The 19,666-nt window shown below is 35.8% G+C and carries 17 protein-coding genes; 16 read left to right on the forward strand and 1 reads right to left on the reverse strand.

Annotation, left to right across the window (positions count from 1 at the left end; translation table 11 throughout):
* The first annotated feature begins 118 nt into the window (after positions 1-118).
* From NSS71_RS01630 to NSS71_RS01705, 16 genes are all read left to right on the forward strand, one after another.
* Complete coding sequence (locus NSS71_RS01630; RefSeq protein WP_047941490.1) at positions 119-838, forward strand: response regulator transcription factor; 720 nt, start codon at positions 119-121, stop codon at positions 836-838.
* Complete coding sequence (locus tag NSS71_RS01635; RefSeq protein ID WP_341151251.1) at positions 839-2,239, forward strand: sensor histidine kinase; 1,401 nt, start codon at positions 839-841, stop codon at positions 2,237-2,239.
* A 166-nt stretch (positions 2,240-2,405) separates the two neighbouring features.
* The gene (locus NSS71_RS01640) at positions 2,406-2,810 is read left to right on the forward strand and encodes a hypothetical protein (protein ID WP_047941492.1); all 405 of its coding nucleotides are present in this window, start codon (positions 2,406-2,408) and stop codon (positions 2,808-2,810) included.
* Between the two features lie 699 nt (positions 2,811-3,509).
* Positions 3,510-4,388, forward strand: coding sequence for an AraC family transcriptional regulator (locus tag NSS71_RS01645; RefSeq protein WP_235844516.1), 879 nt, complete (start codon positions 3,510-3,512; stop codon positions 4,386-4,388).
* A gap of 298 nt (positions 4,389-4,686) precedes the next feature.
* Entirely contained in the window at positions 4,687-5,616 is a 930-nt protein-coding gene (locus tag NSS71_RS01650) for a carbohydrate ABC transporter permease (protein ID WP_061799779.1), read from the forward strand.
* Between the two features lie 19 nt (positions 5,617-5,635).
* Positions 5,636-6,490 (forward strand): carbohydrate ABC transporter permease, encoded by an 855-nt coding sequence (locus NSS71_RS01655; RefSeq protein ID WP_047941494.1) that lies wholly within the window; start codon positions 5,636-5,638, stop codon positions 6,488-6,490.
* 28 nt (positions 6,491-6,518) lie between these two features.
* Positions 6,519-7,886: an extracellular solute-binding protein gene (locus NSS71_RS01660; protein WP_061799776.1), complete on the forward strand. Its 1,368-nt coding sequence runs from the start codon at positions 6,519-6,521 to the stop codon at positions 7,884-7,886.
* 110 nt (positions 7,887-7,996) lie between these two features.
* Positions 7,997-9,034 carry a Gfo/Idh/MocA family protein gene (locus tag NSS71_RS01665; protein WP_341151252.1) on the forward strand — a complete coding sequence of 346 codons (1,038 nt, stop codon included), beginning with the start codon at positions 7,997-7,999 and terminating at the stop codon, positions 9,032-9,034.
* Between the two features lie 204 nt (positions 9,035-9,238).
* Positions 9,239-9,997 carry a sugar phosphate isomerase/epimerase family protein gene (locus NSS71_RS01670; RefSeq protein WP_341151253.1) on the forward strand — a complete coding sequence of 253 codons (759 nt, stop codon included), beginning with the start codon at positions 9,239-9,241 and terminating at the stop codon, positions 9,995-9,997.
* 45 nt (positions 9,998-10,042) lie between these two features.
* Complete coding sequence (locus NSS71_RS01675) at positions 10,043-11,206, forward strand: Gfo/Idh/MocA family protein (protein ID WP_047941498.1); 1,164 nt, start codon at positions 10,043-10,045, stop codon at positions 11,204-11,206.
* 63 nt (positions 11,207-11,269) lie between these two features.
* Positions 11,270-12,088: a sugar phosphate isomerase/epimerase family protein gene (locus NSS71_RS01680; protein ID WP_341151254.1), complete on the forward strand. Its 819-nt coding sequence runs from the start codon at positions 11,270-11,272 to the stop codon at positions 12,086-12,088.
* A 12-nt stretch (positions 12,089-12,100) separates the two neighbouring features.
* On the forward strand, positions 12,101-12,871 hold the full coding sequence (locus NSS71_RS01685) for a sugar phosphate isomerase/epimerase family protein (protein WP_047941500.1): 771 nt from the start codon (positions 12,101-12,103) through the stop codon (positions 12,869-12,871).
* A gap of 322 nt (positions 12,872-13,193) precedes the next feature.
* On the forward strand, positions 13,194-13,727 hold the full coding sequence (locus NSS71_RS01690) for a cell wall hydrolase (RefSeq protein WP_047941620.1): 534 nt from the start codon (positions 13,194-13,196) through the stop codon (positions 13,725-13,727).
* 360 nt (positions 13,728-14,087) lie between these two features.
* Positions 14,088-14,759: an ABC transporter ATP-binding protein gene (locus NSS71_RS01695; protein ID WP_047941501.1), complete on the forward strand. Its 672-nt coding sequence runs from the start codon at positions 14,088-14,090 to the stop codon at positions 14,757-14,759.
* Positions 14,760-17,198, forward strand: a complete 2,439-nt coding sequence (locus tag NSS71_RS01700; protein ID WP_047941502.1) for an ABC transporter permease — start codon at positions 14,760-14,762, stop codon at positions 17,196-17,198.
* Positions 17,199-17,313: 115 nt separating this feature from the next.
* Positions 17,314-18,036, forward strand: a complete 723-nt coding sequence (locus tag NSS71_RS01705; protein WP_144544452.1) for a hypothetical protein — start codon at positions 17,314-17,316, stop codon at positions 18,034-18,036.
* A gap of 72 nt (positions 18,037-18,108) precedes the next feature.
* On the opposite strand, the gene NSS71_RS01710 is transcribed toward NSS71_RS01705, so the two are convergent.
* Complete coding sequence (locus NSS71_RS01710; protein WP_082138280.1) at positions 18,109-19,599, reverse strand: glycine betaine ABC transporter substrate-binding protein; 1,491 nt, start codon at positions 19,597-19,599, stop codon at positions 18,109-18,111.
* Between the last annotated feature and the right edge of the window lie 67 nt (positions 19,600-19,666).

The following is a 19,666-nucleotide window of genomic DNA, read 5'->3' on the forward strand; positions in this document are numbered from 1 at the left end:
AAAATGAATGGCTTGTCTTAGCTTTTTAATACTCAACATTCACTTCTGTCTTAACTTGGGAATTGAAAGAATATTAATTATTTTCTTAAGCATGTATAATAAAATTGGGTGATGTAGATTGGCGAATTTAAAAGAAAAAAAGATATTAATTGTAGATGATGAACCTGAAATCAGAATAATGATTGAAAAATTTTTAAGGAAAGAGGGGTTTTTTCGCGTTTTTACTGCTATTGACTGTGCTTCGACTTTGTCTTTTTTCAAAACAGACAAACCGGATATTGCGATTCTTGATGTTATGTTACCTGATGGCGACGGATTTTCCCTTCTGTCTTCTATCAGACAGCTTTCAGATATACCGGTGCTTTTTCTCTCTGCCCGTGGAGAGGATGAAGACCGTTTGCTCGGACTGGGTTTAGGCGCAGATGATTATATTGTGAAACCATTTCTACCCCGCGAGCTAATATTACGGCTTATGGCAATCTTAAAGCGCGTTTACGCTTCTCCTGTGACAGAGCAACTATCTGTTTTCCAGTTGGGGGATCGTATAATCAATCTGGAGAGCGCTATTGTGCAAAGCTACAGTGACCAGAAAGAGTTTTCATTGACTGCGAAGGAACATGCTATTCTTGTAAAGTTGTACGAAAACGAGGGGAAAATTGTTACGAGTGATGCGTTATGTCAGGCTGCCTGGGGAGACGACAGCTATGGTTACGAAAATACATTGATGGTTCATATTAGGCGAGTCCGTGAAAAAATTGAACTAGATCCCTCTAAACCAATCCATCTTATTACTGTTAGGGGACTGGGATATAAACTTCTACTACAGGAGACAGATTAGGTGGAAGGGATTATTCGCATTTTGCGACGGTTCGTCACCACCACCATCTTTATCTCGATATTTTTGCTTATATTTAATTTGGTTCTGTTAGGGACACTGGTATTCAAGGAAATTAACCAAAGTCCGTCACCTGAAGATATGCTTCGGCAAGTAGCCGAAGGTCTAGGCAAACAGAACGATAGCTATCGTATAGATGAGGATGTAGCAATGCTGTTGAAACGCAATCAATCATGGGCGATGCTGCTTGATGAAGATGGGCATGTGCGATGGGATTATCACCTGCCTGATGATGTTCCACAAACCTACAACCTAGTCGATGTAGCCAAGTTTTCACGGTATTATCTTATGGAATATCCGGTTTATGTTTGGGAGCATGATGATGGATTGGTTGTGGTGGGATACCCCAAGGAAAGTCATTGGAAGTATCAATTTGACTTTCTTTCTGATTGGGTGAGTTCATTACCTCTTAAGCTTATTCTGCTGCTAGTTGTTAATGTGGCCCTGGCTCTACTAATCTCAGTTCTGATTGGTATGCGTCTTATAAGAGGAATACGTCCCCTTGTAGAGGGTGTCCACAAACTAGCAAGGGAGGAGAAAATTCAGTTAGATTCCAAAGGCATATTTGGTGATTTGGCACATAGCATTAATGCTGCATCGGATAAGCTTCAAAAAAAGACGGATGCATTGAAGACAAAAGACGAAGCTCGTTCTAACTGGATCGCTGGAATCTCCCATGATATTCGTACACCTCTATCTATGATCCTCGGCTATGCAAGCGAGATGGAAGATGGTTCAGAGTTGCCTATGGAGCAAAGGTATCAGGCTGGTATTATTAGGCGACAGGGTGAGAAGCTACGATCACTTGTAAGCGACTTGAATTTGGTCTCGATGCTCGAATATGAAATGCAGCCTTTGCATTTGAAGAGTATCCGTCTGTCAGTATTGGCAAGACAAGTTGTTGCGGAATTTCTGAATAGTGGATTAGACGACCAGTATGAGATTGAATTGAAGCTTGCCGAAGAAGCAGTTAAAATCACTGGAGACGAGAAATTATTACTTAGGGCTATCAGAAATCTTGTTAATAACAGTGTGCGACATAACCCACAAGGCTGTAAAATCATACTGGAAACTTTTCTATCCGAAGATTCCTCCCGATATTTTTTTGTTGTAAGTGATAATGGACGAGGAATTCCGCAAGAAAAATTGGCGGAGATAACCGAGTTGCCTTATTCATCAACGAGAAAGCAAACTGATGATCAAGGACATGGTCTGGGGCTTCCGATGGTAGCAAGAATTCTTCAGGCTCACCATGGTCACCTCATTCTTTCAAAAGGCACAAACCAAAAAGGTCTAAAAGCTGTTATGAGATTTCCTGTGCAATCAAAAAATGGGGAACATTGAAAAAATACAAGATGAATTATTAATCCATCCCATGTCACAAGAAGACCATATTTTTGGTTGATAGTCATTAGTAACCCGTACCGATTACGGTGAGGTACTTTCATGCAAAATGCTGCGTATTATTTAATGATATAGGGTGAGTATATAAAAACTTAAAGGAGATATTATGTTTTTAATAGGGTTTTTATTGAAATATATCACTGAGCAAGTATATTTAAGTTCGGGTACATTACTTCTAGCCATTGCAGGAATTATTTTATCCTGTAAAGGGTTAAAAAAGAAAAAGCTAAGTCCGGTTGTACAAATAAGCCGTATATTGCTTTGTTTGGTATTGCCGATTGAAAACTTCCTTATGTATTTAGGTAATTTTGATGGGAATGCTGCAGACGGATTTGAATTCATTCCTTTTAGTGACGGGCAGAAATTAAGAATAGCATGTCAGGTTTTCTTTATCTTCATACCGGAAATATTCCAAGGTATTTCTAAAAGAATTAATGTGGGAACCATTAAGTGGCTGCTTTGGATCTATCCCGTTGGTATTATAGTATTTCATTTGCTGTTACCTTTATAGATAGAAGGGGAATGTAACAATAAAGCATTACGTGGATTAAAAGGTGCAACAATCTAACATTACCAGTTATGGTCATATATTCTTTGTTCGTAGTATAATAGTCACATAACTACTTTTAAGCGAGGTAGTTATACACAATCAAGACCCTCACTCTATAAGTGGGGGTTCTTAGTATGAAAATACTCTTACACTACTATAAATTGAATATATAATTAAATTTACGACTTTTAAAAAATATATTATGATGCATCAAGAGATTAATATGCAGTGTTGGCACTGTAATTAGGAGAGAGCCTTTCAGAACGGTTAATTACATTTTGAAAGGCTTTTTCTATTTTTCTGCAAAGGATTAATAAGACTGGTGGTAAAAAGTACTCGTTTTATTGGTTGTGGAGTGTTAAATGAAGAAACAAGGGAGAAAAGTGAGGTTACATTTAAAGTAAGTAGTTTAGGACAAATTTCATTTTTCTAAAAGAGAACAATTTTGAGAGTTTAAAAATCTTCAGTTAGCATTTCCATTTTATTTATATGGAATAAGCAATACAAAATTCATATACATTAATTTTGTAATTTTAAAAGGTGACTATCATAAGAATAGAGAATAAATAAAAGAAAAATTTTCAGCAAAGATATTAGTTGGGGATGGTGGCAAGTTTATTTTTAATATTTTGAAAACGTTTTAAATAGGAGGGGTTAAGGATGACGGAAAAAATAATCGCACTCTATCGTTTAATGGATAAGGTGGAAACTTATGAAGATTTTAGTTACCACTCTCATGATAGGTATGAAATATACTACTTTCATGGGGGAGAATGTAAATATTTAATTGGTGATCGGATTTATCGTTTACAGGAGGATGACTTAATTATTATGAATGGCCTAACATTACATCGAGCTTATCCTGAGCCTGGCGCTTATTATGAGCGCAGTGTGATTGAATTTTCTTCCGAATGGCTGCGTCCACTTTTAAACAATTTAAATGTCCCGGAATTGTTATCGCCATTTAATCAATTGAGCAATACTTTATTTCATATAAAAGATAAAGGACAGTCTGCTGAAGTAAAAGCATTAATAAAGAAATTGGCAGAGAAAGTGAAAAGATCCAAGGAAGAAAACGCAGTCGACGATCGCTTCCAAGTGGGAGAGTTAACAGCGATGCTGATGCAGCTTTTATTTAAGGTTTATGAGTTAAGTAAGCAGCAACTTGAACATAATATTCATGCTGAATCTGATAAAAATCTTCATGTCAAAAAAATGATTGAATGGATTGATACGCATTTCTGTGAACCAATCACTTTAGATGATATTGCCCATCATTTAAATATTAGCAAGTATTATATGTCGAGAATTTTTAAAGATGTAACAGGATATACAATTATGCAATATATCATGAGCTGTCGAATAAACCGCGCCAAATATTTGCTGGAGATACATCCAGACAAATCGATTCTTGAAGTATCTCTTGAATCAGGATTTGAAGATTCCTCTCATTTCAGTCGTTTTTTTCGAAAACAAATGAAACTAACTCCTACAGAATACCGTAATAGCAAAGCCATTCGTATGAAAAACACGAATTAAGCTAAATTCTCCCACAATGTCTCTACAGCACCGATTTTTAAATATGATTATTTAAAAGAGCAATAAAAAACAATTTCTTCATCAGATTACACAATTCTATCCACGTTAAAAGTAGATAACTTTCATACAATGGAATCAGAAGGGAACATAAACACGTAACCTCGATAAAAGTAATAGTATTGTTTATAGAAATGAGCATGCGAGATATTGTTAGTATCTCGTGATTATTTCTATAAAATTGAAAGCGTTGTCATAATGAGAGAAAAGGAAAACCAATCCATTAAGGAAAGGAGATTTTATGGAAAATAATCATGTTACGGCTACGGAAACCAGTATGTACATGGAGGCTGCGAAGAAGAAAAAGAAAAGAAGAACGACACAATGGACATGGTATATTTTCTTAATTCCTAGTTTTTTAGGGATTTTGCTGTTTATGGTTTATCCAGTTGTTGAATCATTTAGATTAAGTTTTTTTAAATCAAATGGAACAATAGAAAGCTTTACGGGTTTAGATAATTTTCGCACGGTCTTAACATCAGGACCATTTTGGAATGCTGTTTGGAATACTTTTTTTATCGGAATATTTCAAGTGCTAATCACCATTCCCTTAGGATTCATTTTTGCTACCTTAATTAACTCTGTTGGAAAGGGAAAAAATTTCTTTAAAGTTATCTACTTCTTGCCCAATGTTACTTCAATTGTTGCTGCGGCCATGATCTTTCAATTTGTTTTACATCCAGAGATGGGAATTGTTAATTTTGCGTTAGACTCTATGGGACTGCCGACTCCAGGGTGGTTTTCTGAGCCTAGTACTTCTAAATGGGGCGTTATACTGCTGGCTGTTTGGCATTGGATTGGCTTTGTTATCATTATATGTCTTGCTAATCTTCAAGCGATTCCCTCAGAAATGTATGAAGCTGCAAAAATTGATGGAGCAAGTGGGTTACAGCAGTGGCTGTTCATTACGATTCCTAATATGACGGGTACCTTTGCTTTCTTATTAATAACAGGCTGGATTGGAGCGCTGCAACGTTTTAATGAGGTGTATGTAATAGGAGGACCAAATGGAAGCCCTGCTCGTTCTATACAAACAATGGGAGCCTTTATTTACGAGCGTGGGTTTACCGGTTTTGAATTCGGGATTGCCTCAGCTGCCACATATATTATGTTCATTATTATTTTAATTTTTACGTTTATCAACTTAAAAATGTCGAAAATGAAAATCTAATTTAGTGGGGAGGGAGACGATGAAAAATACGATCTCCATGAAAAAGCTGGAAAGAACGACAGTTATTCTAAAGTATATTGTACTATTTGTGTTTGGAGTAGTTTTGATGGCGCCATTTGTTTGGATGATCAGCGTAGGGTTTGATCGAACGGCTAATATTGTCATGCCTTTTCCGCCGCGGCTAATACCAGAAGCAGTTTCATCCTTCAATTATGGGATCGTTTTTGAGAATGGGAGACTTATTCAAGCTTATCTTAATTCCGCCATTGTAACCGTAAGTTCTGTCTTTTTAAGTGTATCTGCTTCTTTATTAGCGGGGTATGCATTCTCAAAAGGGAAATTCAAGGGGAAGAGAGTCTTGTTTGTCATCGTTCTTTGTACATTAATGATTCCAATGGAACCACGGTTAATCCCTTTATATACTTTTTTTAATCAACTTGGCTTATTAAATACTTTTTGGCCCTTAATTCTTCCATCCGTTATTAGTGGAATGCTTATTTTTCTATGTAAACAGTTTTTCGATCAGCTGCCAGATACATTAAGGGAAGCGGCACAAATTGACGGGGCGGGAGAATTTAAAATTTTCTTCCGTGTGTATTTGCCGCTGGCAGGTCCGATAGCAGCAACAATGGTCATTTTATCGTTCATCTGGAGCTGGAATGATTTTATGTGGCCATTAGTTGTTATTAATGATTTGAATTTGCAGACGATTCCGCTTTATTTAGCGAGTTTCTCGCTGGAAAATGGGTCCAGTCTCGGCGGGTTAACGATGGCCCTAGCAACAGTAAGTGTATTACCAATTGTCATTGTGTATTTATTTTTACAAAAATATATTATCCAGAGTATTGCATTGAGTGGTGTCAAAGGGGAATAGATCATTCAAATAAATTGGGGGTTGGAAAATGAAAAAGAGGTTATTTTCTAAGACGGCTGCATTTGCTTTGGCATGGATGATGGTAATAAGTGCTGCGCTTGCTGGGTGTAGTTCTAAATCAGGAAGTTCTTCAGGTTCCGATAAGGATGGAGAATGGGCAGGACAGCAAATAACCGTTATGATGATTGGTGATTTCGCGATGGAAGACAAGACAGATCCGATTACAGGTGATTCAGTAAAAGGAGTAAAAGTGCTGAAAGAAGAATTTGAAAAGCAGCATCCTGGCGCCACAGTGAAATTCGTTCTGATGCCTTGGGAAGGATACACGGAGAAAACCCAAGCAATGATTACGTCAGGGGAAGCAGATGTGTATCAAATGCCAGGTGTTGCTGATTTTGCTCCACAAGGTGTTCTAGAACCATTGCAGCCATGGATTGAGAAAGATCCAGAATTTGATTTAGATAATTTTATTGATAATCAAGTAGAAGGGTGGAAAGCATTAGGTCCAGATAGTAAGGAGTTAGATATTTTCGGACTTCCATTTTTGGGTGATGCACGTTTTATCAGCTATGATAAACAGTTATTTGATGAATGGGGAGTAGAATATTTGTCTGAGTATCCAACAATGGAGGAAGTAGCAGAAAAGGCGAAACAAATGACTGGGAAAAATCCGAAAACAGGGGAGCAAAACTATGGGATTTGGTTCCGGGGTGACTGGTCTTCTGCCTTCACTTTAGTCGATTTGGCGGAAGGACAAAACGGACAGTGGGGAACTGGATTTGCCTGGGATGAGGTTGAATTTGCTTTTAATTCAAAAGAAATGCTGAGTGGCTTAAATTGGCTATTAGATATGCAAAATTATGCTCCTAAAGGCATTGTGAGTAACCAAGGCAATGAAAAATGGTTAACAAAAGAAAATAATATTGCGATTATGCTAAACCAGGGACCTGGTGATACGGTAAAACCAGCCTATGCTCAAGGACTTGGCGATCGAATTGCCATTTCGCAAGAGTTCAAGAATGATGATGGGCAAGGCGGATTATTTGCAGGAAGTCCAATTACCATTGCCAAAGACAGCAAGAACAAAGAATTAGCCTGGGAGTGGCTTAAATTTGCCACAAGTGATTTTGTTCAAAAATATGTCTACGAAGAACTTGGTTTAGTACCATCTGTGAAATCAGCAACAGAATGGGATAGTGTGAAAGAACAACCTTTGATGCTTTCAGTGTTTGAAGCGATGTCTACTCCTATGACACCAAGATATCCGTGGGGATCTTCACAGCCACGTTATATTTTAACGTCTGAAATTGAAGCAGCATTAACAGGAAAAAGAAGTGCAGAAGATGCGCTGGAAAAAGCGCAAAAGGAAAGTACGGAGTGGGTCAAAAACCGCTAGAAGATAGACTTTAAATTGCAGGAATGAGGCAGATGGGATACTAGAAACTAAAAAAAAGAAAAAAGGTGTATCCAGTCTGCCTGTTTTTTATAAAAGGAGGAGCATGTCTAATGTTAAAAATAGCTGTGATTGGTCTCGGTGATATATCGAGTATTCATCTCTCTGCTATTCAAGCAAACCCAACAGCTGAGTTAGTAGCAGTAAGTGATATCGATGAAACACGAAGGGAGAGTGTGCAGGGGGTAAATTTTTATACAGATTACCAAGAAATGCTTGAAAAGGAAACGTTAGATTGTGTACATATTTGTTTACCACATTATCTTCATTATCCAGTGACAAAAGCTTGTGTGGAAAAAGGCATCCATGTCTTGCAAGAAAAGCCACTGGCTTTACACACAGAAGAAGGTCTTGAACTACTGAAACTTGAAGAGGACAACAAACAAGTGAAAATCGCTATTTGTTTTCAAAATCGCTTGAATGAAACGGTTGAAAAACTACGGCAGATTATCGCAGAAAATAAGTATGGAAAAATCGTAGGGATCAAAGGGATCGTCACTTGGGCAAGGACAAAATCCTATTATGACAATAAGCCGTGGCGCGGGAAATTAGACTTAGCTGGTGGGGGAGTCATGATTAATCAAGCGATTCACACTTTAGATTTAATGCAGCTTTTGGGAGGGGAAATAGCGACAATAAGAGGAACTGTTGACCAGCTTCTTGATTATGGCATTGAAACGGAAGATACGGCAGCAGCCAGAATAGTTTTCAAAAATGGGATTAATGGGTTCTTTTTTGCTACAAACGCGAATGGAAATAACTCAAGTGTAGAGCTTCAAATCGTCTGCGAAAATCAAAAGTTGACCATTAAGGACAATAGGCTAACGATGCTAGATGATAATGGCGGTAAGATAGTGATAGAAGAAGATACTAAGCTTTATGGTTCTAAGTTTTATTATGGAGCAAGTCATAAAAAACTGATTGACGGCTTTTATGCTTGTATTCTAGAGAATAGAAGGGACTATATACATGTCAAAGATGCCCTGTCTTCCTTACAAATGATTGATGCGATCATCCAATCATCTATGCTGAAGAGGGAAATCAGAATCGATGAAGTCCTTGTTTCCAATCGAAGTTTAGGAGATATGTAGTTTTTTAGGAGATTATATTTACTTAAGAATGATACCTTTTTTATTTTTGTGCACGATTGAGCAAATCGTCTGCCTTAAGACATTGAAAAAGCAATAGGGGTAAAATAATTGCCAATAATGAACAAGATTAGCTGATGTGTTTCTCATTTTAGCGATTAAGATAGAGGTATCGACTTTTATTTTACAAAAAAAGGAGCGAGTTCGATGCATAATCAGTTTGCTGCCCAATTGTTTACAGTAAGAGAAGAATTAAAGAGAGGAATTTCCCCTGTATTTAAAGAGTTGAAGGGGATGGGCTGGGACGGGGTTCAGCTATCTGCATTACCTGCTGACTATGATCCGCATGAAGTTGCAAAGGCCTTACAGGAAAATAATCTAGGCACAGCTGGAATACATATCCCGCTTGATCGGTTAGAAAACGATTTAGAACAAGTAGTGGAGGAAGTAAAGCTATATAACACAAAAGATATTGTCTGCCCATTTTTACCAGAGGATGTAAGAAATCAAGACGGGTATGAGGGGGTAAAGGCGCTTTTGAATGAAGTGGCTGAAAAAACACCAGAATTTCGCATCAGCTACCATAATCATGCCTTTGAATTTGATACAGACATAGATGGGAAATCAGCGCTGGAATATTTATTGGAGCCTACTTCCGATAATAAGATTTTTGCGGAAATTGATGTTTTCTGGGTAAAAAAGGCTGGAAAAGATCCGCTGCAATTTCTTAAACCCTATGCAAATAGAATGCCAATCATTCATTTAAAAGATATGACAAATGATGAAAGGCAAACTTTTGCAGAGGTTGGTACAGGGCTGATCGACTTTCCCCCTATTTTAAATTGGTGCAAAAAAGCTGGGGTTGAATGGTATGCAGTTGAACAAGATATTTGTCCAGGAGATCCGATGGATAGTCTCCGAATAAGTTTAGAAAATCTTAAACGTTTAACAAGACTTTTGCAGTAAAGCTTTAGAAATGAAAAAGAGAGGTTAGGAAGGAGACGGAGAAGATTGGCTAAAGTCAAAATAGGCATTATCGGTATTGGTAATATGGGAAGTTCGCATGCAATGTATTTAAATAATGGCGAAATTGAGGGAGCGGAATTAATTGCTGTGTGTGACAGCAATCCAGAAAGATTGAAATGGGCAAAGGAAACATTAAGAGAGCATGTTCAGCAGTTCGATCATGTTGACCGCTTTTTTGAATGTTCGGATATGGATGGAGTTATTATTGCAACACCTCATTATGATCATCCACCATTGGCGATTCAATCACTAGAACAAGGGTTTCATGTCTTAGTTGAAAAACCTGTAGGTGTATATACAAAAAACGTAAGGGAATTAAACGAGACTGCAAGCAAAAGCGATAAGGTATTTGGGATTATGTTTAATCAGCGAACCAATCCCTTATATCAAAAGCTGAGAGAGCTTGTGCAAAGTGGCGAAGTGGGAGAAATTAAACGAACAAACTGGATTATCACAGATTGGTATCGTTCACAAAGTTATTATGATTCAGGTGGCTGGAGAGCGACATGGGCTGGGGAAGGAGGCGGAGTTCTTCTAAATCAAGATCCGCATCAACTGGATTTATGGCAATGGACAAGTGGATTAATGCCTAAACGAGTCCGCGCATTTTGTGGATTTGGGAAGTTTCATGATATTGAAGTAGAAGATGATGTGACCGCATATGTGGAATATGAAAATGGAGCAACGGGCGTCTTTGTTACATCTACAGGTGATTCTCCTGGAACGAATCGCTATGAAATATCGGGTGATCGCGGAAAAGTAGTCATAGAGGATGGAAAGTTAACCTTCTGGCGACTAAGACAATCGGAAAGGGAGTTCAATAAAGAATATAAAGGGGGATTTGGCGAACCAGAATGCTGGAAAATTGATATTCCTATTAAAGGAGAAGCAACACAGCATAAGGGGATCACAGCAAATTGGGTAAATGCTATCCGCAATGGGACAGAGCTGCTTGGACCTGGTGTAGAAGGCATAAAGGGATTGGAAATCTCGAATGCCATGCATTTATCGGCATGGATCGATGATTGGGTTGAACTCCCTATTAACGAAGATCTTTTTTATGCTAAATTACAAGAAAGAATTAAGACATCTACTTTTAAAAAGAACAAGCATGCATCGATTACATTAGATGTGAAAGGTTCTCATTAAAGACAGGGGCAGATTAGTCTGTCCTTTTTTTTAAGAATAAGAAAAATGTGGGAGGTACAGAAGATGAAATTAGCTTTTACTACTCTTGGATGTCCTCATTGGAATTTAGAAACAATTATCCAACATGCAGTGGAAAATGGTTATTCAGGTATTGATTTTCGTGGGCTGCTAGGAGAACTTGATCTATATAAGCTTCGTGAATTTTCAACAAACGTAAAAGAAACGGTACGTCTCTTTAAGGAAGCTTCTTTAGAAATTCCGTGTTTTTCCAGTTCAGTCAAATTGGTTACTCAATCGCAAGAAGAATATGAGAAGTATGTAGAGGAATTAAGAGAATACGCATTGCTCTGTAAGAAATTCAACACTCCTTATATTCGTGTATTTGGCGGAGCGGTTGGAAAGTGGAAGAGAGAAGAAGCAATGGAAATCGCTGAGAGAAATGTTCATGATTATTTGGCGATTGTAGAGGATATTAATATCAAACTTCTCCTAGAAACACATGATGATTGGACAGATAGCAGATATGTGAAAGAGCTAGTTCAGCGAGTTTCCTCTGATTATTTGCAAGTATTATGGGATATCCATCATCCCTATCGAACAATTGGCGAAAAGCCTGATGTTACTTGGGAGAATCTTGGGGAATGGGTTGCCTATACCCATTGGAAGGATTCTTATCTAAAAAAGGAAGCAGAAAGAGGCTATCAGCTTTGTCTTTTAGGAGATGGGGATATACCATTACAAGACATATACACTTTATTAAAAAGGAACGGGTATGATGGCTACTATACATTGGAATGGGAAAAAAAGTGGTGTCCTGAATTGGAGGAGCCGGAAATAGCCTTTAAGCAGTTTAGTAAGTATATGAAAAATATTCTTATGTAAGGGGGAAATCCTATGAGGTTCGGATGCTGCGCTGCTATTGATCAGGCAGAGGCATTGGATAAAGCGGGGTATGATTTTATCGAATGTACGGTTATTTCCTTGATGCCAGAAGAAAAGGAAGAGGTATTTAAAACAATATTAGAAAAATATCAAGCATCACCTTTACCTATTGAAGCTTTTAATATTCTTTTGCCAAGTGACTTAAAAATAGTGGGAGATAAGGTAGATAATCAGCGAGTGAAAGATTATTTAAAATCTGCATTAGAACGTGTTTGCCGAATAGGTGCGGACACAATTGTATTCGGAAGTGGTGGTGCAAGAAGTTTTCCGAAAGGACTGTCGAAAGAAAAGGGCAGAGAACAAATGGCAGCCTTTTTATCGACAATATCGGATATGGCGGACCAATTAAGCTTAACGATTGTAATAGAACCGCTCAACAAAAAAGAATCGAATATTATTAATAGTATTTCAGAAGCTGCTGCATGGTCAAAGGAATTTAATCAAAAATCTTTAAAAATATTGGCTGATTTCTATCATATGGAAGAAGAAAAGGAACCACTTACGAATTTCTATGAATATAGAGATTTTATCCAGCATATCCATGTTGCTGATACGAATAGGCTGGCTCCTGGTACAGGAATGTATCCCTATCCTGAGTTTGTGCGAAACATACATAAAGCAAACTATGATGGCAGAATCTCCATTGAATGTAATTGGCGGAATTTTGCAGAAGAAATTGGACCAGCACTTGATTTTTTAAAAAAGCAGTTTTCTTGTCATTAAATGAGTCTCTAAATTTTTTTTAGTACCTTCTTATTTTTTGTTACAGATAAAAATGGTTTGTAACAATCTTGCCTAAAATTTCCTAAATTTAGATGTTATTTGCTAACTAACTCGATTGGTTAATACTTCCACCATGTTGTAAGTCTCTTTTCTAGTAAGCTATCAACCTAGCAATCTTTTGTTTACCACTTTTTGGACGATGAATCGAAATATTACATCTGCTAGCCTAATAGAAGACACCAGAAACAACGACTACTAGGAGGTAAGAGTTTTGAAAAAATTAATAGTAGCCGCTGGATTAGTGCTATCTATTTCAGCATTTATGTTAATCGATAAAGCAGATGCAGCAACGAATCGAACGATTCAGTCTGGGGATACTTATTGGAAAGTGGCTAAGGGCTTTGGGATTCCAATCGGTGATTTAATGAAAGCAAATAATAGCAAAGCCTTAATTACAGGTCAAAATATTATTCTACCAAATGCCACTGTTTCACCAGCCGATAAAGATTTAATGGCGAGATTAGTTCGCGCTGAGGCTGTTGGTGAACCATATGCAGGAAAAGTTGCAGTAGCAGTGGTTGTTTTGAATAGAGTAAAAAGTAATCAATTTCCGAATACTATTCGTGATGTCATCTATGAAAAATCGAATGGATATTATGCTTTTACCCCTGTTCAAAATGGGGAAATTAATAAGGCAGCTGATGCGGAGTCAAAAAGAGCAGTTAATGAAGCAATTGCATTAGATGGAAAAGGAAATGGTTCTCTTTATTTCTTTAATCCAAAAACAGCTACAAGTGACTGGGTTTTCTCACGAGAAGCAACGGTTACTATTGGAAACCATCGTTTTGCTAGATAAATAGTAGATATTTCCTTTTAAAAAACAAAATAACTAAAAGAGCTATCTAAAATCCATACTCTCGGTTTTTAGACTAGCTCTTTTTTAATTCTAAATTATTTCTTTATGGTTGATGTATATTAGCTCTTTTTAAGTATTAGTATTTAATTCATACTAAATTATTGTTTTATTGGTTAATGGTACCAGATTCTTTAACTCTACTACCATATCCTGTATTATCCGATTTGTTAATTTTGATAGTTTAGATATCTTAAATATAGTAAGGAATAATATAAGGGATTTAAGTTATGAATGGGAAGTTTTGGCCGATTATCTAGATTTATTGTAGTATATTTATAGAAAATATTGGAGGTGAACTTTATGGTGGAAAGTTTAAAAGTAGTTAATATGACAAAGAAATATTCAGATGATAGGGAAATTATCAAAATAAAGAATTTTACTGTAGAAAAGGGAACCATTCATGTCATCGAAGGAAAAAGTGGTTCTGGGAAATCGACTTTTTTAAGTATTATAGGTGGATTGGAATTTCCTACAAATGGAAAGGTTTATTATAATAATGAATCATTTTATGATTTGCCTGAGCAAAGACAAGCTGAAATAAGGGGGCATAAATTTGGCTTTGTATTTCAATCCTTTCATTTAATACCAGAATTGACAGTTCGAGAGAATATTGAACTTCCATTGAAACTATTAAAAAAAAGGGAGAAACAATTGAAATATAGTATTGATGAGCTTTCGCAAGAATTAGGAATTCACTTTTATTTAAACAAGCTTCCAACTTTTCTATCAGGTGGGGAGCAGCAAAGAGTGGCTATTGCCAGGGCTTTAATAACTGAACCAGATATATTATTTGCGGATGAACCAACAGGTAATTTAGACCAAATTACAACTAAAAGTATTACTAGCTTATTAACTAAATTTAATAAGGAAAGAGAACTTTCTTTAATTATAGTTACACATGAGAAGAATTTAATTCAAGTTCCTCACTTTTTATATTCCATGAAAAACGGTGTATTAGAGGAGATGAGTTAAGTGTTTACATTAGGATTTAAATTTCTATGTTCTAGAAGAAAGTGGACTATATTGATAGTCCTTGCATTGTGTCTCATTATTTCTTCTGTTCTCTCTATATTTACAGCATCTGAGGCTATTAGAGCTGCTCTAATGGAAAAATCTTATTTGCAATATGGGAAAAATAGTGGAGTTCTGGTTGGTATTGAAAAGTCTAAATCTGAAATAAATAAGGAAGTAAAAAATATAGGCGAATTCCAATTGATTGATTGGATTCCTTTAGAGAATTCCAATTCCGCTACAATTGGATGGATGGATAAGGGAGCTGTAGACTTATCGAAAATTAAAGTAATGGAGGGACGGTTGCCAATTGGAAAAAATGAAGTAGCCATTGAATCCGCATACTTAAAATTATTTAATAGTAGCTGGGCTATTGGAGACATGATAACACTAGATGGTAAAGAAAAGCAATGGAAAGTAAAAATTGTTGGGATTATTTCAAATTATTCCTCGAAAAGGTATATACCTTTTCAATTTCAAAAAGAATTAGCTTTCCCCAATATTTTTATTAGCGAGCAATATAAAGACAAGTCTAGTAAAAGGAATTATCTAATTAACTATGAAGACGGCAAAAATACTACTCTCAAAAAAACAGAAAATTTATTAGCTGAGTATGATGATAAGGGTTTTGTAAATGAAAAGCTATTTTTGGAAGGCCTAAGAGATTATGATACTATTCGTAATATTTCAATCTTTTATCAAACGGTTATTCTTTTCATTTCGATATTTTCTATAAGCAGTTTATTTGCTTATTTTAATAAATCGCAACGGAGAAAAATTGGGGTATTAAAGGCACTTGGAATAAAAAGAATGCAGCTGTATTTTTTTTACTTTTCTCAAACATTTATTCTTTTCTTTTCTGGTTTGATTTTAGCAGTTCCCCTAAATTATGTTTTTAAATTCCTAATAATAAATAAGAGTTTTAAAGAAGGTATAAGTACATATCAAAATCAGACTTATACTTTTAGTATATGTTGGATTCTCTTTCTTTTTTTCATGGTTTTATTTCTATCTTTTTGGGAGATATTTCGTTCTAGAAATCTATCTATAAAAATGTTAATTAATGGAGTAGAAAAAATACCGATTGTGAATATACTAATTAATAAAAATATAAAAAGATTTGAGATAAAACAGTTAACAAGACAATTATTTTTGTTTCCTAAACAATTTATTTTAACTGTAGCAATGATAAGTTTGTCTATACTTATTTTATTGTTTTCTGTCATTTTTCAAAAAGAGACGGAAGGTATATGGGATATAGATGAATATTATTATTTAAATTCCCAGGAGGTTTACGGATTTGACACGCAAGATAATCTGCCTATCCTTTTAAGGAAGGGGTTAACTTTTTCAGAACAACAAGTTACGAATCTAAAGATTCTGCCTGGTGTTCAATATGTTGAGAAGAATCCTTTTATGGTAGATGTAATTCCATTAATCACATCACAGCAAAAAACAAAAGATATTACTCAATGGTTGGATAATCAGGGAGAAATAATCACTTATAATCAAAAATGGATTGTGCCAAATGTTAAATATGAAATTATTGATAAAGAGGAATTTTCACAACTTTTCCCAGAGGATGATTATAAAGCATTTCGAGGCAAAATCATGATCTTTGTTCCTAATAAGGATGGTAGAAAAGATGCAAATTTAAATAATCTGAAAGGAGAAACAATCGAATTCATTAAACAGGAAAAGCATGAAGGGAAATTGCAGAAAATAAAAGAACAGTTCGAAGTATATAGTGTTAACAATGAAACATATGTAAAACAAATTAATAACAAAAACAAAATAAGTTATGATGGTTTTACTATTATTTTTGATAAAGATACAATGCAGAATTCTAAACTCTTCAACGGTTATATGGAACTCGGAATATTTCTTGATACTAATATTACAGAAAATGAATTAAAGAAGATTGATGATTATGTTAATCAGATGATTGCTACTGTACCTGGTAGTTTGTTACAGAACATACCAGAATTTATCCAAAATGATACAAAGATAACTTCGTTGTTAGGTTTCCTTGCAAAATTTTCTTTCATAATTACTTTTCTTCTTACAGTTACTAGTATGTTTATAATCGTATTTAGTAAATACCAACTCCAAAAAAAGGAGTGGGGGATTTATCTGTCTTTAGGAATGTCAAAAAGAAAATTATATTATTTTCTGACATCAGAAATGGTAGTTTATTGTTTAATTGCTGCTTTAATGAGTTTTATTATTATATTTTTGTATTTAATGGGCGCAGTTTTAACCTTTCCTCTCTCTTACTATTTATATTATTATCTTCTCGTTATTATATATATGTCGCTTCTATTAATAGTTGGAAGTTTTATTATTTATAAAATAGTCATAAATCAAACAGTGTATAATATGTTAAGGGAAGTAGAATAAGTAAATTTTTAGTTGCTTTTAAACAGTCCATACAATTATAAACAAAAATCTAGTCGTATATTATAATAAGAGAATGTAGACAGAATCTGTATTTTAGTGGAAAGAGGAAGGAAGAGTGAATAAGAATTTATGGGCTGGATTTATTCTGGGGATTGCAGTGACCATTGGCATCGGATTAGCAATTATCTTTATTGGGGATTATTCTGTTCAAAAGGAAACGAAAACAGGATCTCAATCAATTACAGAGGAGGGGAATAGTAAAGAGGAAAAGTCTAGCAAAATAGACGGAAATAACGAGAGTGAAGGAATATCCTACAGTATCGAACCATATGTTTTGCTATTAAAAAAGGAGGATGGATCTATAGAATCATTTAATCATGATAGTGCATCAAGCGAAATGAAGCCTGTTGATTATTCACCTACTCGAAAAAAAGTTTTGTTAACTCCACAATATGGGTGGGAGGCAGGTGGGGCGCTCTATGTTTATTCGAAAGAAGATGGATTAAAAGAAATAATCAATGTGAACGCTACCTCTGGTGAACAAGAATATCCAAGTGGAGCTGTTTGGCTAGATGAGCGATATATACTTTATATGAATAGTAATTTGTATGGAACGATTCCTAGTGGAGAATTAAAAATCTATGATACGGAAACTAAACGGCAGCTGCCACTTGACCTATTTAAAGGTGATGCGGCAACGCACCTTGCTCGATTAACTAGTATGGGAAAAACGTATATAGTTATTGGAGGAATACAGTTCACAGATGATATGTTAAATGATACGAAAGCATATGTGGAGCAGCATGATTTAGAAGAAATTCTTAAATTGGTAGAATGATAGATAGTTTGAATTGAAAGACCACAAAGGGGTTATAGAAAATCTATAACCCCAACATATCAGCCTTATAAACTAATCAATAAGCCCTTCTTCTTTCAAAAATTCGACCGCAACATCTTCATATTGCTCTTTATCAATATCTACTTTTGCATTTAATTCTTGCATTTTTTCATTATCAATTTTTCCGACAAGCATGCTTAATACTTCTTCTAATTCTGGATATTTCTCTAATGTTTCCGCTCTAATTACTGGTGTTGCATAGTATGGTGGGAAGAAGTTCTGATCATCTTCTAGAACTTGTAAATCAAATGCTGGGATACGGCCGTCTGTTGAAAAGGCGTCAATAACATCGACATCACTGTTTTTAATCGCACTGTACATAATACCAGAGTCCATCGCTTGCGTATTTTTAAATTGTATTCCATAGGTATCGATAAGACCTGGATAGCCATCTTCTCTTTCTAAGAATTCCGGTTCAGATCCTAAGGTTAGGTCCGGTGCGATCTTTTTTAAGTCTGAAATAGTCTTTATTTTGTACTTTTCCGCATCTTCTTTGCGCATGGTTAATGTGTATGTGTTGTTAAATCCAAATGGCTCTAGCCAAACTAAATTATAGTCTTCTTTAAATCTTTTTTTCACTATTTCATAGGCTTCGTCAGGATCACTAACCATATCTTCCTTTAAGATACTTAATAATCCAGTACCTGTATATTCCATATACATATCATAATTTCCGGTATTAACCCCCTCAAAGGCTGGGGCGGTTCCGCCAAGGAAAGATTCATAGTTTACTTTTAAGTCTGTGTGCTCTTCAATGAGATGCCCCATGATGTACACCATAATTTCTTGTTCTGTGAAATTTTTTCCAGTAATAGTGATGCTATCCTTTCCGCTTTTTCCACTGCTGAAATTGGCAATCACAGTCGAAAGTGGAAGGATTACGATTAAACCTGCAACAATCCAGATTCGTATTTTGCTTTTTTTCACTTTTTTATTTTGAAGACCTTGAGGGGTCACATCTGTTTCTAATAGTTTTAATAAGTAATCAAATATAATCGCCAAAAGGGCAGATGGGATTGCTCCAGCAAGGATAAGGCCAGTATTATAGGTTTGTAAACCACGGAAGATCAAATCTCCCAGTCCGCCTGCGCCGATTAATCCAGCGATTGTTGCCACCCCGATTATTAATACTGTTGCAGTCCGAATTCCTCCCATAATAACGCTTAAGGATAGTGGCAATTCAACCATCCATAACACTTGGCGATTGGTCATACCCATCCCTACGCCAGCTTCGATTGCAGATTTTTCTACTCCGACAATTCCTAGATATGTATTGCGCAAAATAGGTAATAGACCATAAACAGTTAAAGCAATAATGGCTGGAAGTTTCCCAGTACCGATGAATGGTACTAGAAATACTAGTAATGCCAAACTTGGTATGGTTTGAAATACGCCGGCTACTCCAATGATGGAGTCTGCGATTTTTCTGTGGCGAGTTAAATAGATTCCTAGTGGAACGGAAATCACGATTGCAATGGCAATAGAGATAAGAGAAAGATACATATGCTCTAAAATTAAATTCCATATTGTCGGCCAACGGTTGATGAAGACATCTATTGTGTCTGTGATT

Origin of the sequence: Niallia sp. FSL W8-0951, assembly GCF_038006525.1 — a bacterium.
GTDB classification, from domain to species: Bacteria; Bacillota; Bacilli; order Bacillales; family Cytobacillaceae; genus Niallia; species Niallia circulans.